This window comes from Lysobacter sp. Root494 (genome assembly GCF_001427225.1).
Lineage (GTDB): Bacteria > Pseudomonadota > Gammaproteobacteria > Xanthomonadales > Xanthomonadaceae > Agrilutibacter.
This window is the reverse complement of the sequence record NZ_LMFH01000001.1, coordinates 503,033-526,644: the sequence shown is the minus strand read 5'-3', so window position 1 is coordinate 526,644 and position 23,612 is coordinate 503,033. Positions and strand designations below refer to the sequence as shown.

The window sequence follows — 23,612 nt, the reverse complement described above, 5'->3', positions numbered from 1 at the left end:
GGCTCAAGCCCGCCTTATGCGGATTGTGTTTGGCTGCAACAAGCCAGGACCATGACCGTGCACTTGCCGCCAAGTGGCGCATTGTGAAAAACATGGCTTCGGTAATCTCCAGACAGCTCTCATGTAGCCGGGCAAGCCGAAGACCGCACCTGGGAGAATCTCGCCGCATCACGAAGAGCACCCGGGTGCGCTGCGCTCACCCGGGCTACGCTGGCTGATCTCTTGCCGTCTCCGGATGGATAACGGCGCGATGCCCTTCGCACCCTACGGGGGTCTTATTTACTGCTCCCTTTGTCCTCGTGTTGAGGCACAGGCGCCGTCGGTATATGCGCCCCTCCCTTCCCTCGAAACGGCAAGCCAACAATCGGATTGGGAGCCTTGGAAGGGGTGAAAACAATCAACTGATCATCCGACTTAGCCAGAAGGATGACCGACCCACTGTCCCGCTCCAGCAAGAAATGGGTATCACCCAGAAGGCCAAGGTAAAGCACCTTGCCGTGAGTGGAAACGGGCAGCTTCGAACGAGCCACGTCTACAACACGCTCTCGCTTAGCTTCGGTACTTCTCGTTGCATCGATACTCCCTCGGTAATAAACCAAGATAGGAGTACTAACCGTGAGCAGCAGCAAGACCAAACGAACATGCGTATTCGGCACAAGCCTTTCGAACAGCGCGTTATTGACGATTGGCGCGACGGCCATCGCCGAAAAAAGTGCAATGAATGCCCATTTGATAGGCGCGGGGATAAAGAAAAACGCCAACAGAACGCACGGCGCCGAACAGACAGCGATTAGGCGCCCGTTGCGCACATTTTTTGGCTCCCTTTCTGCATTAGCAGTACTACTAGTACCTACGGCGTCGCTTGTCTTGTGAAGCGAACGCAACCACCCGCCTGCGGCAGTCCCAATCAACGCTGCCAGTGGCATCAGGGCAACAAACACAACCATGGGAAAAATGGCAGCACTGAGCAAGTCACTAAGACTCACATACTGCAATGCATTGACATCGAATGTATCCCAGTAGCCCTTTAAGTACAGGACGGCAATGACCACTCCATACGGAGCGGCCATCGAGATTACATTCTTAATGTCAAATTTCAGACGTCTAACCGCATTTGCTATACCCACAATTCAAACAAGTCGCACACCCGTCCATGATCACCACGGCCTTGGTGTTGCACTTGTGGCACATGGTCGCGGACGGCGGGAAGGACGCGCCTTCGCCGGTGACTTCGATGACTTCTTCGGTGCGGGCGTCGACGTCGCTCATCGCGCCGCCCATTTCACCGGCGGTGCTTACTTCAGTGTTTTTTTTTGAGCGTTCTTCGAACGCCTTGCGCTTCTCGGCGATGAGGGCGCGGGTGGCGTCGCTCATCTCGGGGTCGTGCATCAGGCCGATGGACTTGAGGTGTTCCTCGACGACGGCGCCGATCTCGGCGACCAGCGAGGGCATGTACACGCCGCCGGCCTTGAAGTAGCCGCCCTTGGGGTCGAACACGGCCTTCATCTCGTCGACCAGGAAGGTGACGTCGCCGCCCTTGCGGAACACGGCGGACATGATGCGGGTCAGGGCCACGATCCACTGGAAGTGGTCCATGTTCTTGGAGTTGATGAAGACCTCGAACGGGCGGCGCAGTTCGTGCTCGGTGCCCGGGTTGAGGACGATGTCGTTGATCGTCACGTACATGGCGTGCTCGACCAGCGGCGTCTTGATCTTGTAGGTGGAGCCGATCAGCACTTCGGGGCGCTCGACGCGCTCGTGCATCTGGATGACGTCGGCGCTCTTGGGCAGCTCGGCTTCGGCGGCGGCGCGCGAGACGGACTCGGCCTTGATGGCTTCGCGGGCCTTGTCGTCGGCGCTGACGACGGTGTAGCCCTTGATTTTCTTGTTGATCTTGACGGTCATCGTGCTGTCCTGGTGTTGCTGCTGGTCAGTCGGCTTCGCGCCTGTGGCGGTGCGCGGACCAGCGGGGTGGAAGTGGTGCTCTGCGGGTCCTTCGGCTTCGCGCTTTGGCGCGTTGCCCCAAGACGAGCGGGAATCTGGGTTTAGTGCGGTCACCGCGCCCGCGTGGGGCGCGGTGACCAATCGGGGCTTTCTGTTCTTGGTTGTTGCTTATGGCCTGTCTTGCATGGTCCTTCGACTTCGCGGCTTCGCCGCTACGCCCAGGACGGTTCACTCTCAACTTGTTACCTGCGAGCGGTCTTCTTCGCGGCCTTCTTGGCCGGTCGGCGTGCCGTCTTCCTGGTGGCCTTCTTTGCAGCGGCCTTCTTTGCAGCTGCCTTCCTGGGCGCCGCCTTGCGGACGGTCTTCTTCGCCGCCTTCCTGGCGGGTGACTTGCGCGTGGCGGCCTTCTTCGTCGCCTTGCGTGCGGTCTTCTTGGTGGTTTTCCTGGTGGCCTTCTTCGCTACCTTGCGGACCGCCTTCCTGGCGCCGGCGGCTTTCTTCGCGACCTTCTTCGTCGCTTTCTTGGCTGCCTTCTTCGCCGTCTTCTTCTTGCCGGTGACCTTGGCCCTAAGCGCCGTGGCTTCCTTCTTCGCGGCGGCCGAAGCGGATGCCAGCGTCTTCTTCGCCTTGGTCACCGCCTTGCCTGCTGCCTTCCTCGCCTTGGTCGCGCGCTTCTTCACCGCCTTGACCGCACCTTCCGCCGTGCTGGCGATGGCGGTGCCGACGTTGGACGCGGTTTCCTTCACCGTCTCGGCAGCCTGCGACAAGGTCGCCGTCACTCCATTCCCGTTGCTCATGTGCCCTCCTCGCGGGCGCTATGCCTTGCTGGTTTTTATCGGGGACAAACAATTGGAACTGGTACTGCAAGTGGAAGCATGCAACTGGAAAACATGTTGCGATTCGATGCTATACCCGTGCGGCTTCGAAAGCATCGTGATTGGGTGGGGCGAAGGCTGAATCGTTTTTCAGGTTTGGCGGTAAAGCATCTCGCGCCTGCGGCGCGCCCCTCATCCGCCCTTCGGGCACCTTCTCCCCGCTTTGCGGGGAGAAAGAAACCGCATGGGCGGCGGGGAGATCGTCAGAACTTCCCGTAGTAACCCTCTTTGAGCGCGTCGAAGAGGTTCGCGGCGGTGTGCATCTCGCCGTCGTATTCGATCTGCTCGTTGCCCTTGACCTCGACCACGCTGCCATCTTCAAGCTCGAAGCGGTAGGTGGTGTTCTCCAGGTCGGCTTCCTTCACCAGCACGCCCTGGAAGGCGGCAGGGTTGAAGCGGAACGTGGTGCAGCCCTTGAGGCCCTGCTGGTGGGCGTAGCGGTAGATGTCCTTGAAGTCCTCGTACGGATAGTCGGTCGGGACGTTCGCGGTCTTGGAGATCGACGAATCGACCCATTTCTGCGCGGCGGCCTGGACGTCGACGTGTTCCTTCGGGGAGATGTCGTCGGCGGAGATGAAGTAGTCGGGCAGCTTCGCTTCGGCTTCTTCACTGAACGGCATCGCCTTGGCATTGACCAGCTCGCGGTAGGCGAGCAGTTCGAACGACCAGACATCGACCTTTTCCTTCGACTTCTTGCCTTCGCGGATCACGTTGCGGCTGTAGTGGTGCGCGAACGACGGCTCGATGCCGTTGGAGGCGTTGTTGGCCAGCGACAGCGAGATGGTGCCGGTGGGGGCGATCGAGCTGTGGTGGGTGAAGCGCGCACCGACTTCGGCGAGTTCATCCACCAGTTCCGGCGCGACCGAGGCGACGCGCTGCATGTAGCGCGAGTAGCGCGCGTGCAGGGTCTTGCCTTCGATCTCCTGGCCGATCTTCCAGCCGTCCTTCACCATTTCCGGGCGCTTGCGCAGCATCTCGGCGGTGACCGGGAAACGCTCTTCCATGATCGGGGCGGCGCCCTTTTCCTTGGCGAGGGCGAGGCCCATTTCCCAGCCGGCCACGGCCATTTCGCGGGCGATGCGCTCGGTGAATTCGCACGACTCCTTCGAGCCGTACTTCATCTGCAGCATGGTCACGGTCGAACCCAGGCCGAGGAAGCCCATGCCGTGGCGGCGCTTGCGCATGATCTCGGCGCGCTGTTGCGGCAGCGGCAGGCCGTTCACTTCGACGACGTTGTCGAGCATGCGGGTGAAGACGCGCACGACTTCCTTGTATTCGTCCCAGTCGAAGCTCGCTTCATCGGTGAACGGCTTGCGCACGAACTTGGTGAGGTTGACCGAGCCCAGCAGGCAGGCGCCATAAGCGGGCAGCGGCTGCTCGCCGCAGGGATTGGTCGCGCGGATGTTCTCGCACCACCAGTTGTTGTTCATCTCGTTGACGCGATCGATCAGGATGAAGCCCGGCTCGGCGTAGTCGTACGTCGAGACCATGATCATGTCCCACAGGTGCCGCGCGCGGATGTGGCCGTAGATCTTGCAGGCGACCAGGCCGTCGTCGCGGACGATGTAGTTCTTGTGGGTCGGCCATTCGCGCCAGACGACGTCAGCGGCGTTGTTCACGTCGACGTCGCCAGCTTCCTTGATGTTGATCGGGAAGACGAGCGGCCAGTCCTTGTCGCCGTTCACCGCGTCCATGAAGCCGTCGGTGATCAGCAGCGAGAGGTTGAACTGGCGCAGGCGGCCGTCTTCGCGCTTGGCGCGGATGAAGTCCTTCACGTCCGGATGCGACACGTCGAAGGTGCCCATCTGCGCGCCACGGCGGCCACCGGCCGAGGACACGGTGAAGCACATCTTGTCGTAGATATCCATGAAGGACATCGGGCCCGACGTGTACGCGCCGGCGCCGGCGACGAACGCGCCGCGCGGACGCAGGGTCGAGAACTCGTAGCCGATGCCGCAGCCGGCCTTCAGGGTCAGGCCCGCTTCGTGGACCTTTTCGAGGATGCCGTCCATCGAGTCCTCGATGGTGCCAGACACGGTGCAGTTGATCGTCGAGGTCGCGGGCTTGTGTTCCAGCGCGCCGGCGTTCGAGGTGATGCGGCCGGCGGGGATCGCACCGCGGCGCAGCGCCCAGACGAAACGCTCGTACCAGTAGGCCTGCTTCTCGGAATTGGGCTCGGCTTCCGCCAGGGCCTTGGCGACGCGCTGGTAGGTCGCGTCGATGTCCGCGTCCACCGCCTCGCCCGTCTTGGTCTTCAGCCGGTACTTCTTGTCCCAGATGTCCTGGGACGCGGGCTGCATGGGGATTTCCTTGTCGGCCATCTTCGTTTTGACCGCTTCGAGGCGCACCGTGCTCATGCCTGTCCTGTCTCCTTTCTATCGGGTGGCAGGTCGGGGCCGGCCGCCCATGCTGTTCTTATGGTTGTGTGTTGCGCGTCACATTGACCCGGAACGCCGACGGCGTGGCGCGCGATCGCATGACTGACTACTCCGATGGAGATTGCAGGTAAGCGCCGCGTTGCCGTTGGTTTGTGGGTCGTCTGGGCTGCGCCCGAAGCCGGCGCAGACCCTGTTTTGCTCCTGCCGTCCGCCGCTCCCCCGCGTCTTCCGGCCTTAGCGTTGCCTTCCAAGCTCACCCCTAAGCTTGGGCTCCTTCCGCCAGGCCAACCACAAGATGTAGTGGCCGAACGGGGATCAAACCTAAACCTGCCCCTAGGCCAAGTCAACCGTTTTTTCATGACTGCGCTCAGGGAAAAACACTCACCGCGGCCCATGCGGACAGACGCGGCAAGGCTTGCTTTCGTTGCACGGCAAAGGCTCCAGCATGCGGCGCGCGGCATGCGACAGTCGGGCGTGCTCACGACCCGGACGGCCTCGGCAGGGGTCCGTATCCGTTTGCTTCACTGCCGCGACCTGCCAGGGGCGGCCTCCTGACAACGCCAGCACACCGGGGATCGAAATGCGGAATCGCACGGCCACGGTGACCCTGCTGCTTTGCGCGTCGGCATCGCTCGCGCCTGCGGCGGCGGCCGGGGAAAAGCCCGCATCGGGAAAAACGGAGGAGAGAAGTCCGGTGCAGGTGCCGGACGTGATCGTTACGGCGCGCCGACGCGAGGAAGCCGCCCGCGACGTGCCGCTGTCGGTTACCGCGCTGGATGCGGACGAACTGGAAAGCCGCGGCGCCCAGGACCTGGGTGACCTGGGCGGAACGACGCCCAACCTGACCCTCTACCCGGCGCGTGCATTCACCGGCACGCTCACCGCGTACATCCGCGGCGTCGGCCAGGCGGATCCGGTGTGGGGCGTGGAGCCGGGCGTAGCCGTGTACGTCGACGACGTGTACCTGGCGCGGCCACAGGGCGCGCTGCTGGAAATCCTCGATGTCGAACGCGTCGAAGTGCTGCGCGGACCGCAGGGCACGCTGTACGGCAAGAACACGATCGGCGGTGCGATCAAGTTCGTGAGTCGCCGGCCCGGTGACGCCTTTGCCGGCCGGGTGGCGCTGACCGCCGGCACGTATTCGCGGCGCGATGCGAAGGCGGTGCTCAACATGCCGCTGGGCGAGCGTTTCCGCACGCGCATGGCGATCGGCAGCTTCAGCCGCGACGGCTTCGGCCGGAACCTGGTGACGGGTGAAGACGTGTCCGTCAGGGACGTCGGCGTGGCGCGCTTCACGGCGCAGTGGCTGCCCAGCGATTACCTCGACGTCACCCTGTCCTGGGATCGCATCCGCGACCGCTCCGGCGTGCGTGGAGCGAAGCGTCTCGCGGTCAACCCCTTCGATCCGCAGCGCACACCACCCGATCCGGGCAATTTCGACGTGCGCAGCGATGCTCCCGATATCGACGAAGTGGATGCGCAGGGCGGCTCGGCTACCGTCGACTGGGAGTTGAACGAACACTGGCGCTTCAAGTCGATCACGGCGTACCGGAAGGGCGATTCGATCGGCTACACCGACTTCGACATGCTTCCGGTGACCATCAACACGCTGACCCGCGTGTTCCACGATTCGCAGGCGACGCAGGAATTCCAGCTGCACTGGAGCGGGCGAAACGACCATGCGGTCGTGGGGCTGTACTGGTTCGATGGCGAAGCCGGCGGGGCTGGCTACAACAACAGCTTCAACCAGGCGTTCGGCAAGACCGAAGGCGCGATCGACACGCGCAGCGCCGCGGCATACGGCGACGTGACGCACGCGTTCGACGACCGCTGGAGCATCGAGGCCGGGCTGCGCTACACGCGCGAACGCAAGGGCGTGGACGTCTTCAACCGCAGCTACACGGATCGCACCTACACGACACCCACGGGACAGGTGAGTGCCGACTTCGGCGACGCGACGACCTTCAACGCACTGTCACCGCGTCTCAATGTGTCGTGGCGACCGAACGACGAAATGCTCCTGTACGTCCAGGGTAGCCGCGGCTTCAAGAGCGGCAGCTACAACATCCGCGCGGTGCCTGCGGTGGTACCGGAATCCGCATTGCCGTTGCGGGACGAATCGGTCACCTCCTACGAGGCCGGCGCGAAGACGCAATGGTTCGATGGACGGCTCACGCTGGAGGCGGCGGTATTCCGGAACGATTACCGGGATATCCAGCTCAGCGTCTTCACGACCTACGACTCCAACGGCGACGGGGTGGATGACGCGCTCTTCGGCGATTTCCGCAACGCCGGCGAAGGCACCATCCGCGGTGGCGAGATCGAGTTCGCGGCGCGCACCGGCCGATGGCTGCGCTGGACCGGCAATGCGGGTTACCTCGATGCGCGCTACGACCGGTACATCGACCGCGGCGTGGACGTCGCCGACCGCAAGCGCTTCGCGAACGCACCGCGGTGGACCGGCGGCGCCAGTGTCATCGCCGACGTTCCGTTCGCCTCCGGCGCCAGCCTCACGGCACGCGTGGATGGCCGCTACCAGAGCAAGGTGTATCCGACCACGGACCTCAACGAAACCATCGCGCAGGCCGGGTATTCGCTCTGGAATGCGTCGCTCGCGTGGCACTCGCCCGGCAGGCGCTGGGACGTGGCGCTGGTTGGGCAGAACCTCGGCGACAAGGCGTATCGCACGACGGGCTTCAGTTTTCCGACGCTGGGCGTCCTGACCGGCTACTACGGGCCGCCGCGCACGGTGGCAGTGACAGTGGGTCGTGACTTCTGAAAGCGGGAGTGCGCGTACTTCGTGTCAACGGCTCATTGCGATGTCGCAGGGCGCCCGGCGGCTGGATTCGCCGGGAAATGCATGCGCTCCATCAATGCCTGGAATCCCGGGTGCGAACGCAGCTTCTCCCAGGCGGTGTCCACCTGCAAAAACGTGAGCCGGATGTCGCGATCCTCGTAGGCACGCTCGAGCAGGTCCATCGCGCCTTCGGTATCGCCGAGTGCCAATGCCACCTTCGCCAGGCTCGTTCCCGGCATGTAGCCGCTGCGTGCGCGCAGGTCCTCCATGTCACGCAGGATCTGTTCGGCTGCGGCACGGTCGCCGGCGCGGGCGTACGCCATCCCGAGGACCGCGAGGATCTGGCTGCTGTTTTCGGACAGCACGCGCGCGCGTTCCAGGTCCGCGATTGCGCCCTTGGAATCCTTGTGTTGCAGCTTGCCAATGGCACGGCCGAGCAGCGCGACCCAGAAGTCCGGCTCGACCTCGAATGCCTTTTCCAGCGCCTGCCGGGCTTCCTCGACCTGGCCAGCGGCGGCGATGAAGCTCGATCCCAGCGTGTTGATCAGCGGCGACAACGGATCCAGGGCCATGGCCTGCCTCGCCTGCCGTGCTGCTTCATCGTCGCGGCCGATGTTGTAGAGCAGGTGGGCGTAGCCGATTCGCGCCTCGGCGAGGCTCGGATTGAGCTCGATGGCGCGCTTGAACGATGCTTCCGAACCAGCCCAGTCCCAGTCGTACCAGAAGCGGATGAAGCCTAGCGACGAGTGGGCTTCGGCCAGTTCGGGGTCGATCGCCAGCGCGCGCTGCACCGCGGCCTTCGCGAGCGGAAAAGCTTTGCGCGGCGCCTCATCGCCGGTAATCGCCAGCGCGCGATAGGCGTATGCCATGCCGGCGTACGCGCGCGCGCAGGTCGGATCACGGTCGATCGCGCGCTGGAAAGCGGCGATCGATGCGCGCATGCGCGAGCGCGAAGGACGATCGAGTTGGTAGCGCCCGGCCAGGTAGGCGCGATAGGCCTCGGCGTCGGCACCGTCGCAGGGGCTGGCACGGCTGGCGCGCATGTTCGCGTTGAGCTGCAACGCTTTCGTCATCGACTCGGCGATGCTGTCCTGGAGGGTGAAGATCCTGTCCGGCGTTTCGTCGAAGGTACCGGACCACAGCGCCATGCCGTCGCGCACCGACAACAGCCGCGAGGTGATGCGCACCCGCCCACCGTTGCGCTGGATCGTGCCTTCGACGATGTAATCCGCGCCAAGATCGCGGCCGGCTTCCAGCGGATCCTGCTTCAAGCCGGCGAACTGCTGGCTGGACGCCAGCGAGCGCACGCGCAGGTGGGTGGAGCTGCTGATGCGCGTGATGAGCGTGTCGGCCATGCCGAGCTCGAGCAGCTCGTCGCGTGGACCCGTCGAGAGCGGACGGAACGGCAGCACGGCGAGCGCGGCAGCCTGCGCGTGCGCGGGAGCGGGCGCCGGTTTGCGCAGTTGCCAGGCGGCAACGCCGGCGAGTGCCAGCGCAAACAACATCGCGCCGAACACGATCGCACCGGGCCGGGCCGGCCGTGTTGCCTGGGCGGCCGGCGGCACGGCTTCGGCGTCGTCGCGCACTTCGGCAACGAAGCGATAGCCGTGCCCGGGCACGGTGAGGATGTAGCGGTGCTCGCCCGCGTTGGTGCCCAGCGCGCGCCGCAGCGCGGCGACGGCCTGGGTGAGGTTGTTTTCCTCGACCACGCGCCCGGCCCAGACTGCTTCCAGCAGTTCGTCCTTGGTGACGATGCGGTCGCGATGGGCGATCAGCGTGCACAGCGTATCGAACGCCTTCGCGGTCAGCGCGATCGGCGGGCCGTCGCCGTCGCGCAACTCGCGGGTTTGCGTATCGAGCCTGAAGCTGCCGAAGCGGTAGTGCCGGGCGCTGGCCATGGTTTTCTTCAGTTGTTTTCAGATTGTTTCAGCGAAATACGAAGGAATTTCCGGACAGGCGAGCCGAAGGTTGGCCGCGGGTCCAGTCGGGCCCCCACCCAACCGGAGATTCGCCATGAAACTGAAGACACCCTGCATCGTACCCGCCCTATTGCTGGCCGTAGCGGGCGCCGTCCAAGCCGGGCCGGAAACCACCGGCGCGCTGTCCGTGCCCGCCAACCGCGTCGTGGGAATGTGGGAATCCAGCGGCACCCTCACCCCATGCAACGGCGGCCCGGGCCCGACCATCCAGGTGGTCGCCACGGTCGTGTTCCAGCCCGGCGGCACCCTGGTCGAGAACCCGCGCACCCCGACGATCGCCCGCACCATTGGCCTCGGAACCTGGTCCTACGATCCCCCCACGAGCCAGCACCGGCAACACCTGGAGTTCTACCGGTTCAACAGCGACGGCAGCTACGCCGGGCGCACGCTGGTCGACCGCGACTTCATCGTGAGCGCGGACGGCGAGAGCACCCATGGACCGGTCCAGGCGAGCTTCTATGGCGTCAACGACAACCTGCTGTTCGCCGTGTGCGGCGAAGTCACCGCAGTGCGTCGCTAGGACATTCCCATGCATTCCCATGGAGGTGGCTGCGGGCGCAGCCGCCTCGAGGACTTCCCATGAACACACTTCCGAAAATCTCGGCATTGGCTGCCTGCATCGGAACGCTGCTGTTGTTGTCCGCATGCGCGGGCGGTGGTGGCGTGCGCGAAAGCATTGCGCCCGCGGCCGTGCCACCTCCGCCGCCGCCGCCACCTCCCCCTGCGCAGGTAGTCCTGTGTCCGGAACCGGTGACTGTCGATTGCTGGATCGATCCGCCGTACACGCTGACCTACGATGAAATCGGCATGGAAGGCGGACGGCAGAGCGATCACAAACTCGTCGTCACGGGAGACGGTCGCGGATGGCTCAATCTCCGCAATGGCACTTACCGGTTCGGCGACGGCACCATCGTGGCGGGCAACCTCATCGTGTGGGACACGCTCGAATCGGACGTCGAAATCTACGACACCTCCTTTTCAGCCGGCGGCAAGCTGTGGCTGATTGGCACGGTGCGCGGCGACGTGATCAACAACGGGGTGTTTTCCTGGGAAACGGCGTGCTCTCCAGGAGGGGCCTGCAATCCCGACATGCGCGCGCGCATCGAAGGCGATTACCAGCAGGGCAGCTTCGCGACGATGAATGCGGTCCTCGGGTGGACCCTGGAAATCACCGGCCGTGCGGGCCTGGATGGCACGCTACAGCTGTATGCGCAACGCCTTGCGGGCATGCAATACCTGCTGCCCTCAACGAATACATCGCTGCATATCCTGCATGCCGGTGGCGGAGTCTCCGGGACCTTCCGTAACTGGACCGGCATGGGCGTTTTCGTTGAGGGTGCTTTGCGCTACGCGCCCAACGACGTTTACCTGGATGCCACGCGAATCTCTTTGCACGCCGCCATGGCGCAATCTGCCGCGATCACTGCGCAGAGCCTCGACGTCGCCGGGCGGCTGGACCGCGCGTTCGAGGATGCGGATGGTTTCGCATTGCAATCGCCGGAAACCCTCAGCGATCCGCAACGCGCATTCCTCGCATCGGCGGCATCGATCCAGCACATCGGCGACCTCGCACAGGCGGAACGCACGCTCGACAGTCTCGGCGGACAGGCGCATGCATCCGCGTCGCAGATGGTGGACGAACAGTTCGCCGCCGGCGCCATGCGGCTGCGCGATCGCGTCGGTGCACGCACTGCGGCAACCGATGGCCTTTCGTGGACGGAAAGCTTCACCGACACGGGTCGTCAGCACGGCACGTACGCGAGCGACGGCATCGCCACCGGCTACGACAAATGGATCTCGCCCGGCCTGCTCGTGGGTGGCGCGATCGCCAGCAGCCGCTCGACGATGCAGCTGGATCGCGCAGGCGGCCAGGCAAGCGCACGGACACCGGCGGCCTACGCCTACGCGCATCGCCGCGCAGCGGACTGGTATGCGACGGGCGTGGTCGGTGCCGCGAGCACCACGCTGCAGATGCGGCGACCGATCGATCTCGGTTCGGCGGGCGTGCACGAAGCGCAATCGCTGCGGCACCTCTCGCAGGCGCGTGTCGAAGGCGAAATCGGACGGCGCGCGGATTTCGGCCAGGGTGAATTCAGGCCCTTCATCGGCGTCGCGTACGAACAACGCCATGGCGGACGATTCCTCGAGCGGGGCGTCACCGGGCTGGAACTGATCGCGCAATCGTCGAACCAGTCGCAGCTGTCGGCGTCGATGGGCTTGCGCTTCGCGCAGGACTGGAACTTCGGCGATGGCGGATGGCTGCGCCTGGACCTGGACGCGCGATACCGCAGGCGCATCGACGGCGCGAATGGCGCGATGCAGGCGGCGTTCGCGGGCACGCCGGACGTGACTTTCGACGTCGGCGCATGGCAGCCACCCGCATCGGCAACCATGGCGCTCGGCCTCAGCGGAGGCTTCCATCGCAACTGGTTGTGGACGCTCGACTACGAACGGCGGCTCGGCCGCAGTCTCGCAGGCACCGATGTGTTCGTCGGCCTGCGCCGCGATTTCTGAGCAGGTCGCGTCCGCAGCGACCCGCCCTTTGACGTTGAAGCTGCCGTCGACAAAGGAGTTGCCATGAACAGGTTCCTGGCCGCAATCGCGCTGGCCTGCGCTGTGCCAATCGCGCATGCGCAGCACCGGCTCGAAATCGTCGCCTATCCGGTGACGAAACACGCCGATAGCGTCACCGGCACGTTCAAGGTCAGGAAGTCGGCCGATGGAATCGAATCCATCGGCACCGGCGGCGCCTGCCTGGTCGCCGATCTGCGCGCGAGCGGCATCGGTGGCCAAGGCTGCACTGCGGACAGCGACTGCTCCGGCGATACTCATTTCCCCGGAAGCTACGGCTACTGCCTGCGCCCGGCGCGAAGCGATGAAGCCAAGGCCTGCTGGATACGGCCGGGGAGCCAGGTGACCCACTGCCACCTGTCGCCGACAACTCCGGTGCCGCTGGACCGCATGCAGCGGTTGCCGGTCGTGGCAGCCAGGCCGCTACCCGACGGCAAGCCCGTGAGATGGATGGTGTTGGCTTGCCTCAACGGGGGCGCCGGCGCCTGCAAGGATCCGGGCAGGACCGACGTGATGAAGAGCCCGGGCCGGGCGCGGACGATTCCCTGAAATCCATTCGGGACCGCGGTTGAAACCGCCGGTGATCGCCCGCATCCGCAGCGGAACGGCGCAAATCCGGCCCGTTGCGGGCCTTCGTGGCCCCTCGATGCATTGATCGCCTTCAGGATCGATTGCACGATTTGCACCGAAACTGAACCCATTCGGTTCCCAGGCGCTGCTTTCCGCATGAAGACCTCCAGCAAGACCCTGCTCGCCCTTACCGCCGCCGCGGCTTTCGGCGGCTTCGCCGCGACCGCGATGCGCGATGCGATCGAAGTTCCGGCACTGGCCGCGCCCGCCGCGTTGCCGGCCGTGCCCACCGCCGCCGCCCTGCCCGCCGCCGTCGGCACCACGCCGCTGCCCTCGCTCGCGCCGATGCTTGCCCGGGTCACGCCCGCGGTGGTCAGCGTGCACACCAAGCAGCGCGTGCAGGTGAGCCCGTTCGGCGACGATCCGATGTTCCGGCGCATGTTTCCGCAACTCACCCAGGAGCGGATCGCCGAGTCGCTGGGTTCGGGGGTGATCGTCGATGCCGCGCGCGGGCTCATCGTCACCAACCACCACGTGATCGAAGGCGCGGACGAAGTCTCGGTGACGTTGGACGACGGCCGCACGTTCGCCGCCGAATTCGTCGGCTCCGATCCGGACACCGACGTCGCGGTGATGCGGATCAAGGCGTCCAACCTGCAGGCCGTGCCGCTGGCGGATTCGAGCCAGCTGAAGGTCGGCGACTTCGTCGTCGCAGTGGGCAATCCGTTCGGCATCGGCCAGACGGTCACCTCCGGCATCGTCTCCGCGGTAGGGCGCAGCGGCCTGCGCGGGCTGGGCTACCAGAACTTCATCCAGACCGACGCTTCGATCAATCCGGGCAATTCCGGCGGCGCGCTCGTCAATCTCAATGGCGAGCTGGTCGGCATCAACACCGCGAGCTTCAATCCGCGCGGCTCGATGGCGGGCAACATCGGCCTGGGCTTCGCGATTCCCACCAGCATCGCGCGCAGTGTGATGAACCAGCTGGTGGCCACCGGCGAAGTGCGCCGCGGCACGCTGGGGCTGGAAGTGCAGGATGTCGATGCGCGCATTGCACAGGCGCTGGGCCTGAACGAAACACGCGGCGCGGTGGTCACGCGCGTGTTCCCGAACTCCGCGGCGGCGGCGGCCGGGCTGAAGGCGGGCGATGTGATCGTCGGCGCCAACGGTCAACACATCGACGACCGCAACTCGCTGCGCAACTTCGAAGGCCTGCAATCGGTGGGAAGCCGGGTCACCCTCGACGTGCTCCGCGACGGCAAGCCGCTGCAGCTCAGCGCCAGCCTGCGCGAACAGCCGCGCGCGGTGGCGGGCGCCGAGCTCGATCCGCGCCTGAGCGGCGTCACCTTCGCCGAACTGCCAGCTTCGCTGCGCCAGTCCGGTGCCGGCGGTGTGCTGGTCGAGAGCGTCGAGCGCGGCAGTCGTGCGGCGCGCAGCGGGCTGCAGAAGGGTGACATCATCACCGGCGCCACCACGGGCGAGTTCGACGACCTGCCCGGTTTCCGCGCCAGCTTCACGCGGGCCCCGGCAAGGTTGATCTTCAATGTCTTCCGTGGCGGTGCGCGCGGACCCATCGAGGTGCTGTAAGCGTTTCGCCACTGCTTCGCCCACTCAGGAGAACGCCCATGTCCCCCACCAACACCGACGGCATGAAGTCCCATCTCGGCGAAGCCGGCAGCCACCTCAAGCAGGCTGCAGTCGATACCGGCGACGCACTGCGCAATGCCGCGGGCGCGGCGGCCGACGAACTGCGGCTGGGCAAGGCCAACGTGAAGGCCGATCTCGCCGACGGCGCCTTCGCGGGCCTCACCGCGGCCGAGCAGGCCGGAGGCGCGGCGAAGGAACAGATGGACGTGCTGATGGACAAGGGCCGCGACCTGATCGACAGCGCGGCGGAACTGATCCGCGAGCGGCCCCTGGCTTCGTTCGGCGTCGCGTTCGCCGCCGGATGGATCATCGCCAAGCTCGCGCGCAGCGGCGACAAGTAGGCATCCGGCGAATGTAGCCACCGACCGGCTGGCGGCGTGCTGCCGAAGCGTTGCCGGGCATTTCTCGCAGGAGCCACTTCGGCGAACCGACCTGCCGGGCTACTCTCACTGCACAGCCGACAGGCACCGGCGGGCACGCGATGGACGAACCGCGCACCGATACGAACTCCTCTCCCGATGCCGGCAAACCGGACGCGGCTTCGGCACCAGACCTGGCCGAATCCCTGCGCCAGATCGGCGCCGCGGGACGTGCCGGCCTGGGCGCCGCCGGCGAGGCGGCCAAGGCGCTCCGCATCCTCATCAGTGCGGACCTCTCGCTGGCGCGCAGCGCGTTCGGGCGAGCGCTGGCGTTCACCGCTGTTGCAATCGCCTTCGGCGGTTCGGCGTGGATGCTGCTGATGGCTGCGCTCACCGCGGTGCTGCATGACGCGCTCGACTGGTCATGGACGTTGTCGCTCGGCGTGTGCGCGCTGCTGAGCCTGATCGTCACCGGCCTGGGCGTGTGGCGCGCGATCCATTACTTCGAACACACGCGCATGCAGGCGACGCGCCGGCAACTGGCACGGCTGGGCATCGGCGAACTGGCCGACTTCATGCCCGATCCCGCATCGAGCGAGTCCACGCGCAACGCAGCCGAGCGCGTGGCCGAGGCGACCGAAGACACGCCGGTGAAGAAGGGCATGGGTGTCGACGTCACGCCGCCCTGAGTGCGCGACGCTCCATGCATGGCACGGCGAACACGGGAGGACGGCGTGGGAACACGGGAAAAACTGGTCGAACATCTCTGGCAGACGGTCATCAATCCGCTACGCGATCCGCGCTGGATGGACAACGTGATCGCCAACTGTCGGCGCGCGCCGGACGAGGGCTTCGCGGCCGCAGGACCGGCGATCGAACGCGTGCTAGCCGCCGGTGTCTCGCCGGGCGACCTGTGCCTGATCACGCAGCTCACCGCGTACGAAGCAGTGTTCGGCACGTTGTACGCACTCGGCGATCCGGGCGTCGACGACAACGACGTGTTCGGCCTGCACGACGACATGCTCACCTCACCCAGCGCCGCCTTCGGCATGGCAACGTAGCCGACATGGGCTTCAGGCAACTCCTCACCAAGGTGCAGCAGGCCGAAGCCGCGCTGGAAACGCGCGAGCGCCTCGTCGCCGACGACTGGCGGCATCTCAAGCGCACATGGAAGGAAACGTGGACGCCGGCACGCATCATCATCGCGGGCCTGGTCAGCGGCTTCCTGGTCGGCCGCGCGCAGCCCTTGCGCACGGTCGCGCGCAGCGGGCAGTTCATGCAACTGGTGACGATGCTGTCGGGACTGTTTGCTGGCGGCACCGCCAAGGTCGCGGCGGAAGAAGCCGGGCACGCCGCCGATACCGCGGAAAACGTCGCCGAAGCAGTGGCGCCGGAAGCGGCTTCATCGCAAGCTGCGCCACCGCAGGATGTTTCCTCCACCACCGGGCCCTGAGCCGTGTCGCTTCCCGCATCCGCGTCCGAATCCGAGTCGTCCGAATCCGATCCGGCAGGCGCGACTCCGGCCGACGAGATTCCCAACGCCCCGCCCTCCACGCCGCGGCCGCGTTCGTCCGTTGCGATGGTCGTGCTCGCGACGATCGCGGTCGGCGCCGTGCTGTGGCTCGCGCAGGGACTGATCCTGCCGGTGCTGCTGTCGATGTTCTTCGCATTGATCGGCAACCCGATCATCCGCGTGTTGCGGCGCCTGTGGATTCCGCGTTTCCTCGGTGCTCTGCTGGTGATCGTCGGCGGGCTGTTCCTCGCCGGCGCGCTCGGCAACCAGCTGGTCGAACCCGCCGGCGAATGGATGAAGCAGGCGCCGAAGGAACTGAAGGAACTCGCGCCGAAACTGCGCGCGATGACCAAGCCCGTGCAGGAAGCGAACCGCGCCGCGGAAAGTTTCGCGCGCGCCGCCGGTGGCGAATCCAGGCCGCCGCAGATCGTCTTCACCGAAGTCAACGAGCCGTACAAGGCATTGACCACGACGCCGCGCATGCTTGCCTCGGTGCTCGCCGTGGTGCTGCTGACGTTCTTCTTCATGGTCTATGGCGAGAACCTGCAGCGCAACGCGATCGCGCTGTTGCACAGCCGGCAGCAGAAGAAGCTCACGGTCGAGATCCTGCAGTCGATCGAGGATGAGCTCTCGCGCTACGTGCTGACCATCAGCGTGATCAACGTGATTGTCGGACTGGTGTTCGCCGGAGCGCTGCAGTACCTCGGCCTGTCGCTTCCGGAAGCGTTGCTGTGGGGCACGATGGCCGCGCTGCTCAACTACGCGCCGTATGTCGGCCCGCTGATTGGCATCGCGGTGATGCTGCTGATCGGCATGACCGAATTCGACGGCGCGAAAGCGCTGCTTCCCGCGGGCATCTACCTGCTGCTGCACACGCTGGAAGGCCAGCTGGTGACGCCGATCGTGCTGGGCCGGCGCATGCGGCTGTCGCCCCTGGTGCTGATCCTCGGGCTGATGGTCTTCGGTTCGTTGTGGGGCATCATCGGCCTGCTGCTCGCCGTGCCGCTGCTGGTGTGCGTGAAGCTGATCCTGGAGCGCACCGAGGGCATGGACGGCTGGGCGCGGCTGCTGGAGTGACGGGAGCGCCGCGCCTGCGCGGTACCGAACGCCGGGAAACATCGCGTCGCAGGACGTTCGCACCGCGCAGGCGCGGCGCTACATGCCCCCTTCGAAGCGGCGACTCGCGTACTGATTTGGCGCATACGCCGGACCGCTACAATGCGCGGGTGAACTTCCCCGTCCGCGCCATCACCCTCGATCTCGACGACACCCTCTGGCCCTTCCCGCCGATCGGGGCGCGGATCGAACGCAAGCTGCACGCATGGATGGAAATGCACAGCCCGCAGACGGCGCAGCGCTTCCCGATCGAGGCGATGCGCGCGCTGCGTGAATGCGTGGTTGCCGAATACCCGCAGCACGCGCACGACCTGAGCCTGCTGCGCCGCCTCACCATCGAGCGCGCGTTGCGCGACAGCGGCGGCGACGTCGCGCTCGCCGAAGCCGCGTACGCGATCTTCTTCACCGAGCGCACCCGCGTCGACTTCTATCCCGATGCGCCCGATGCCCTGCGCCGCATCGCCGCGCGCGTGCCCGTCGCCGCGGTGAGCAATGGCAACGCCGATCTTGCCGCGATCGGCATCGACGCGCATTTCCGCTTCCAGCTGGGTGCACGCGAACACGGCGCGGCGAAGCCCGCCGCAAGCATCTTCCACGCCGCCTGCGAACGCCTCGGCGTGCCGCCGCGCGAAGTGCTGCACGTTGGCGACGACATCGGAATGGACGTCGTCGGTGCCGCGCGCGCCGGCCTGCGCACGTGCTGGCTCAATCGCGAGGGCGCGACATGGCCGCATGCCGACGTGCATCCCGACCTGCATGTCACCTCCCTCACCGCACTGGCCGACTGGCTGGATGCGCAGTCGTCCAACGCACAAGAAGAAGCCGCCGCATGACCCTGCCCGCCGGACTCACCCGCGACTCCACCAACGCCTTGCCGCTGCATGTCGTCACGCGCCCGGACTATGCCGAATGGCGCGGCGCACAGCCTGCGGCGGTCGGCACGTGGCTCGATGCGCAGGGTTTCGATGGCAGTGCCTACACCGCGATCCTGGTGCCCGATACCGACGGCAGCATCGCCGCCGGCGTCATCGGCGTCGGCGACCGCCTCGACCCCGCCGCTTACGGCCATGCGTCGCTGGCGTTGCCCGCGCGTACGTGGCGCCTCGTCGACACGCTCGACCCGGCCGAAACCGCCGCATTGCAACTCGGGTGGGGCCTGGGCAGCTATCGCTTCAGCCGTTACCGGCCACCGCTGCGCGTGCCGGGCTCGCTGCTGATCGAAGGCGACGCCGACGACGTGCTCGCCGAACTCGCCGCGTGCATCCGCGTGCGCGACCTGGTGAACACGCCCACCGAGCACATGGGCCCCGACCAGCTCGAACAGGTGTGCTGCGAAATTGCCGAGCGCTTCGGCGCGCACATCGAAGTCGTCAGTGGCGACGACCTGCTCACCAGGAACTTCCCCGCGATCCATGCCGTCGGCCGCGCCTCCCACCGTGCCCCCCGCCTGATCACGCTCACCTGGGGCAGCGACGCGCATCCGCACATCGCGATCTGCGGCAAGGGCGTGTGCTTCGACACCGGCGGCCTCGACCTGAAGCCCGCCGACGGCATGCGCAACATGAAGAAGGACATGGGCGGCGCCGCGCACGCGATCGCGCTCGCCGAACTGATCATGTCGCGCGAGCTGCCGCTGCGCATCAGCCTGTACATTCCCGCGGTCGAAAATTCGATCGGCCCGAACGCGTTCCGCCCGGGCGAGGTCATCGACACGCGTGCCGGGCTCAGCGTCGAGATCGACAACACCGATGCCGAAGGCCGCGTCGTGCTGTGCGACGCGCTCACCTTCGCCGCCGAGCAGAAGCCCGAACTGCTGCTCGATTTCGCCACGCTCACCGGCGCCGCGCGCGTCGCGCTCGGTCCCGACCTCCCCGCGCTGTACGCCAACGATGAAGCTGTCGCTGGCGCATGGCTCGAAGCCGGCGTGCAGCTGCGCGACCCGTTGTGGCGCATGCCGTTGTGGCGCCCGTACTGGCGCTACCTCACGAGCACGATCGCCGACATCGCCAACGGCGGGCCCTCGAAGATGGCTGGCAGCATCACCGCGGCGCTGTACCTCGAACGCTTCGTTCCGCAGCAGCAGAAGTGGGCGCACCTGGACGTTTATTCCTGGAACGACAGCGATCGTCCCGGCAAGCCCGCCGGCGGCGAAGCACAAGGCCTGCGCGCCGCGTACGCGATGTTGAAGGCGCGCGCCGGCTGAGCGCAGCAGCCACGAGGGCGGGCGATGCCCGCCTCCGTTTCAGCACGGGGAATGGACGGCACCGGCCGGCAAAACCTCGCCTTGCGTGAGCTGGCGGCGCCGTGGGCAACGCGCCACACTGGCGGGCCCCATCCCTGGCCGACCGAAGAAACTGACTTCCGGCAGGTTGGCGCCAGTGGCGCCGTCACTCACACTGTCGCCGCTTTGCAGGATCGGTCGAAACCGCTCCTGCCCGTTCGTCGTATCGACATGCGGCCGCATGGGCCGCGCAGATTTCAGGATGAAGTTACGGATGAACCAGTCGGACCTGCTCAGGGAACTCCGCATCGACCGCAGCGCGCCGCCACCGCCGGCCCCGCGCCGCACGCTGTGGATCGGCTTGGCCGCGGCCGCCATCGTGTTCGTGCTCGCTGTCGCGGGCTGGGCACTGTTTGGACGCGACAAGGGCATCGAAGTGCGCACCGCGGAAGTCACCGCGATCGGCAACGGCGGCGGCAATGCCTCGGTGCTCGATGCGACCGGCTATGTCGTTGCTCGCCGCATGGCCACGGTGTCCGCGAAGATCACCGGCAAGGTGCGCGAAGTGCTGATCGAGGAAGGCCAACGCGTTGAAGCCGGCCAGGTGATGGCCACGCTCGACCCGATCGATGCCGACGCGCAACGCGACCTCGCCGCGTCGCAGCTCGCCGCCGCGCGCAGCCAGATCGGCAGCGTGCAGGCGCAACTCAAGGAAGCCGAGGCGAATGCCGTGCGCCTAGCCGGCCTCGCGCAGCAGCAGCTGGTATCGAAAGCGCAGTACGACCAGGCGATCGCGCAGCGCGACGCATTGCGCGCGCAGCTCTCCACCGCGCAGCGCAACGCCCAGGTGGCCAGCGGCGGCCTGCGGATCGCCGCGCAGGGCGTGGACAACACGATCGTGCGCGCGCCCTTCGCCGGCGTGGTGATCGCCAAGGCGGCGCAGCCAGGCGAGATCGTGTCGCCGCTGTCCGCGGGCGGCGGCTTCACCCGCACCGGCATCGGCACGATCGTCGACATGGATTCGCTGGAAGTCGAAGTCGAGGTCGGCGAAGCCTTCATCGGGCGCGTGCAGCCGAAGATGCCGGTGGAAGCGACGCTCAACGCGTATCCGGACTGGAAGATCCCGGCCGAAGTGATCGCGATCATTCCCGCCGCCGATCGCGGCAAGGCCACCGTGAAGGTGCGCGTCGCGCTGAAGCAGAAGGATCCGCGCATCGTTCCCGACATGGGCGTGCGGGTAAGTTTCCTCGAAGCAGCCAAGCCCGTCGCGGCGACACGGCCTGGCGTGCTGGCGCCATCCGATGCGATCGTGCAGCGTGACGGCAAGGACGTGGCGTTCGTCGTCGCCGACCTGAAGGACGGCGGGGGTCTTGCGCGGCAGCGCGAACTCAGGCTCGGGCGGACGTTGGGCGACGACCGCGAAGTGCTGGAAGGTTTGGGCGGTGGCGAGACCGTGGTGGTCGAGCCGCCGGCGAAGCTGGCCGATGGCGCGCGCGTGCAGGTGGCGCGCGAGGAGTCGGACGATAGCGAGAACAACAAGTAGTTTGTTCGTCATCCCTGCGAAAGCAGGGATCCAGTGACTTTCGCTGTTCGCGTTGAAGACAAAGTCACTGGATTTACGCCTGGGCGGGAATGACGGGCGAGAACACAACGAGTAGAAGCAAAGTCGCTGGATTCCCGCCTTCGCGGGAATGACGAGCGTGGAACATGAGCCAGTACGCCAGTACCACTGCGACAAGCAAACGCACAACCGACCCACGGAGCCCCGCATGTCCACCCTCGTCAGCATCCGCAACCTGCACAAGACCTACCAGCGCGGCCCGGAAAAGGTCGACGTACTGCACGGCATCGACCTCGACATCGAGCGCGGCGATTTCGTCGCGCTGATGGGACCGTCCGGCTCGGGCAAGACCACCCTGCTCAACCTCATCGGCGGCCTCGATTCGCCCAGCAGCGGCGAGATCGAAGTGGCAGGCCAGCGTATCGACACGCTGGGTTCGGGCCAGCTGTCGCACTGGCGCAGCAACAACGTCGGCTTCGTGTTCCAGTTCTACAACCTGATGCCGACACTCAACGCGCAGAAGAACGTCGAGCTGCCGCTGCTGCTGACCAAGCTTTCTTCCGCTCAGCGCAAGCGCAACGCGGAAATCGCGCTGGAACTGGTCGGCCTGAAGGATCGTGGCAAGCATCGCCCCTCCGAACTTTCGGGCGGACAGCAACAGCGCGTCGCGATCGCGCGCGCGATCGTGTCCGACCCGACGCTGCTGATCTGCGACGAGCCCACCGGCGACCTCGACCGCCAGTCGGCGGAGGAAATCCTCACCTTGCTGCAGACGCTCAATCGCGCGCACGGCAAGACCATCGTGATGGTCACGCATGATCCGAAGGCCGCCGAATACGCCACGCACACCTTGCATCTCGACAAGGGCACGCTCGTCGAACAGACCGCGTACGCGTAATCCACACAGGAGCAGACCATGAAATACCTGCACCTCATCTGGGCCGCACTGTTCCGCAGCAAGACGCGCACGTTGCTGACGCTGCTGTCGGTGACCGCCGCGTTCTTCCTGTTCGGCATGCTCGACTCGGTTCGTGTCGCCTTCAATTCCGGCGGCGACGTCACCGGCGCCAACCGCATGGTCGTGGCCTCGCGCCTGTCGATCACGCAGATGCTGCCGTACAGCCTGTCGCCGCAGATCGCATCGATCGGTGGCGTGAAACGCTCCTCGTACGCGGCCTGGTTCGGCGGCATCTACCAGGACCCGAAGAACTTCTTCCCGAACTTCTCCGTCGGCCCGGGCTATCTCGACCTGTACCCGGAATTCAAGCTGCCGGACGCGCAGCGCAAGGCATGGGAGGCCGATCGCCAGGGCGCGATCGTCGGCGAATCGCTGGCGAAGAAGTTCGGCTGGAAGGTCGGCGACACGATCCCGCTGCAGGCGACGATCTTCCCGACCAAGGGCAGCAACGACTGGACCTACAAGCTCGACGGCATCTTCCGCATCGACGACGAAAAGCGGAAAGGCCAGGAGCAGATGCTGCTGTTCCACTGGAACTATTTCGACGAGGCCAACGACTACGTCAAGGGACGCGTCGGCTGGTACATCATCCAGCTCGACAATGCGGGTTCCGCCGACCGCGTCGCGAAGGCGATCGATGCGCTCTCCGCCAACTCGGATCACGAGACCAAGACCCAGACCGAAGAGGCGTTCAACCAGTCCTTCGCCAAGCAGATCGGCGACATCGGCCTGATCGTCACTGCGATCATGGGTGCGGTGTTCTTCACCCTGCTGCTGCTCACCGGCAACACGATGGCGCAGGCGGTGCGCGAACGCATTCCGGAACTCGCGGTGCTGAAGACGATCGGCTTCTCCAACCGCAGTGTGCTCGGCCTGGTGCTGGGCGAAGCGGTGCTGCTGGTCGTGATCGGCGGATTGCTCGGATTGCTGCTGGCGCCGATCGCGATGACCGCGGCGACGAAGATGAGCGGCGGCTTCATCCAGTTGCCGTCGAACCTGCCGCCCGAAAGCTGGATCACCGGCCTGGTGCTGATGCTCGCCTTCGGCGTGCTCGCCGGGGCGCTGCCCGCGCTGCGCGCGATGCGGCTGAACATCGTCGATGCACTGGCCGGACGCTGACCGA

Annotated in this window: 19 protein-coding genes and 1 pseudogene; 15 read left to right on the top strand and 5 right to left on the bottom strand. The window is 65.9% G+C overall.

The genetic code is table 11. The features are described from left to right. Positions 1–275 precede the first annotated feature (275 nt). The 4 genes from ASD14_RS02165 to ASD14_RS02150 all read right to left on the bottom strand — a co-directional run bounded on the left by ASD14_RS02165 (position 276) and on the right by ASD14_RS02150 (position 5,176). The gene (locus ASD14_RS02165; RefSeq protein WP_056128149.1) at positions 276–1,070 is read right to left on the bottom strand and encodes a hypothetical protein; all 795 of its coding nucleotides are present in this window, start codon (positions 1,068–1,070) and stop codon (positions 276–278) included. A gap of 34 nt (positions 1,071–1,104) precedes the next feature. Continuing rightward, positions 1,105–1,905: an NrdJb gene (locus tag ASD14_RS02160; RefSeq protein WP_056128146.1), complete on the bottom strand. Its 801-nt coding sequence runs from the start codon at positions 1,903–1,905 to the stop codon at positions 1,105–1,107. Between the two features lie 281 nt (positions 1,906–2,186). Next, positions 2,187–2,741: a hypothetical protein gene (locus ASD14_RS02155; RefSeq protein ID WP_056128143.1), complete on the bottom strand. Its 555-nt coding sequence runs from the start codon at positions 2,739–2,741 to the stop codon at positions 2,187–2,189. 281 nt (positions 2,742–3,022) lie between these two features. Then, positions 3,023–5,176, bottom strand: coding sequence for an adenosylcobalamin-dependent ribonucleoside-diphosphate reductase (locus tag ASD14_RS02150; protein WP_056128141.1), 2,154 nt, complete (start codon positions 5,174–5,176; stop codon positions 3,023–3,025). A 601-nt stretch (positions 5,177–5,777) separates the two neighbouring features. Here ASD14_RS02150 and ASD14_RS02145 point away from each other — a divergent pair. Further along, a complete protein-coding gene (locus tag ASD14_RS02145) occupies positions 5,778–7,976 on the top strand; it encodes a TonB-dependent receptor (RefSeq protein WP_162247662.1) in 2,199 nt (732 codons plus the stop codon). A gap of 32 nt (positions 7,977–8,008) precedes the next feature. Here ASD14_RS02145 and ASD14_RS02140 read toward each other — a convergent pair whose 3' ends face one another. Then, positions 8,009–9,892, bottom strand: a complete 1,884-nt coding sequence (locus tag ASD14_RS02140; RefSeq protein WP_056128133.1) for a winged helix-turn-helix domain-containing protein — start codon at positions 9,890–9,892, stop codon at positions 8,009–8,011. A 115-nt stretch (positions 9,893–10,007) separates the two neighbouring features. Between ASD14_RS02140 and ASD14_RS15870 the strand changes: the two genes are divergently transcribed. From ASD14_RS15870 to ASD14_RS02070, 14 genes and pseudogenes are all read left to right on the top strand, one after another. After that, complete coding sequence (locus ASD14_RS15870) at positions 10,008–10,493, top strand: hypothetical protein (RefSeq protein WP_056128132.1); 486 nt, start codon at positions 10,008–10,010, stop codon at positions 10,491–10,493. Positions 10,494–10,552: 59 nt separating this feature from the next. Continuing rightward, positions 10,553–12,487 carry an autotransporter outer membrane beta-barrel domain-containing protein gene (locus tag ASD14_RS02130; RefSeq protein WP_056128130.1) on the top strand — a complete coding sequence of 645 codons (1,935 nt, stop codon included), beginning with the start codon at positions 10,553–10,555 and terminating at the stop codon, positions 12,485–12,487. Between the two features lie 63 nt (positions 12,488–12,550). Continuing rightward, positions 12,551–13,093 carry a hypothetical protein gene (locus ASD14_RS02125; RefSeq protein WP_056128129.1) on the top strand — a complete coding sequence of 181 codons (543 nt, stop codon included), beginning with the start codon at positions 12,551–12,553 and terminating at the stop codon, positions 13,091–13,093. A gap of 177 nt (positions 13,094–13,270) precedes the next feature. Continuing rightward, complete coding sequence (locus ASD14_RS02120; RefSeq protein WP_056128127.1) at positions 13,271–14,701, top strand: Do family serine endopeptidase; 1,431 nt, start codon at positions 13,271–13,273, stop codon at positions 14,699–14,701. Between the two features lie 38 nt (positions 14,702–14,739). Then, positions 14,740–15,102, top strand: coding sequence for a hypothetical protein (locus ASD14_RS02115; protein WP_056128125.1), 363 nt, complete (start codon positions 14,740–14,742; stop codon positions 15,100–15,102). A 140-nt stretch (positions 15,103–15,242) separates the two neighbouring features. Beyond that, positions 15,243–15,677, top strand: a pseudogene (locus tag ASD14_RS02110) (phage holin family protein); the annotation flags it as partial. Positions 15,678–15,827: 150 nt separating this feature from the next. Continuing rightward, positions 15,828–16,181, top strand: coding sequence for a hypothetical protein (locus ASD14_RS02105; protein WP_157474957.1), 354 nt, complete (start codon positions 15,828–15,830; stop codon positions 16,179–16,181). A gap of 5 nt (positions 16,182–16,186) precedes the next feature. Beyond that, positions 16,187–16,573 (top strand): hypothetical protein, encoded by a 387-nt coding sequence (locus ASD14_RS02100; RefSeq protein ID WP_056128119.1) that lies wholly within the window; start codon positions 16,187–16,189, stop codon positions 16,571–16,573. Positions 16,574–16,699: 126 nt separating this feature from the next. Further along, positions 16,700–17,710, top strand: coding sequence for an AI-2E family transporter (locus tag ASD14_RS02095; RefSeq protein ID WP_157475011.1), 1,011 nt, complete (start codon positions 16,700–16,702; stop codon positions 17,708–17,710). A gap of 149 nt (positions 17,711–17,859) precedes the next feature. After that, entirely contained in the window at positions 17,860–18,582 is a 723-nt protein-coding gene (locus ASD14_RS02090) for an HAD-IA family hydrolase (RefSeq protein ID WP_056128896.1), read from the top strand. After that, positions 18,579–19,952, top strand: a complete 1,374-nt coding sequence (locus ASD14_RS02085) for a leucyl aminopeptidase family protein (protein ID WP_056128113.1) — start codon at positions 18,579–18,581, stop codon at positions 19,950–19,952. Before ASD14_RS02090 ends, ASD14_RS02085 begins: the two co-directional genes overlap by 4 nt. A 292-nt stretch (positions 19,953–20,244) precedes the next feature. Then, on the top strand, positions 20,245–21,513 hold the full coding sequence (locus ASD14_RS02080) for an efflux RND transporter periplasmic adaptor subunit (RefSeq protein ID WP_056128111.1): 1,269 nt from the start codon (positions 20,245–20,247) through the stop codon (positions 21,511–21,513). Positions 21,514–21,739: 226 nt separating this feature from the next. After that, on the top strand, positions 21,740–22,429 hold the full coding sequence (locus ASD14_RS02075) for an ABC transporter ATP-binding protein (protein ID WP_056128895.1): 690 nt from the start codon (positions 21,740–21,742) through the stop codon (positions 22,427–22,429). Positions 22,430–22,447: 18 nt separating this feature from the next. Beyond that, positions 22,448–23,608, top strand: a complete 1,161-nt coding sequence (locus ASD14_RS02070) for an ABC transporter permease (RefSeq protein WP_056128110.1) — start codon at positions 22,448–22,450, stop codon at positions 23,606–23,608. The last annotated feature ends 4 nt before the right edge of the window (positions 23,609–23,612 follow it).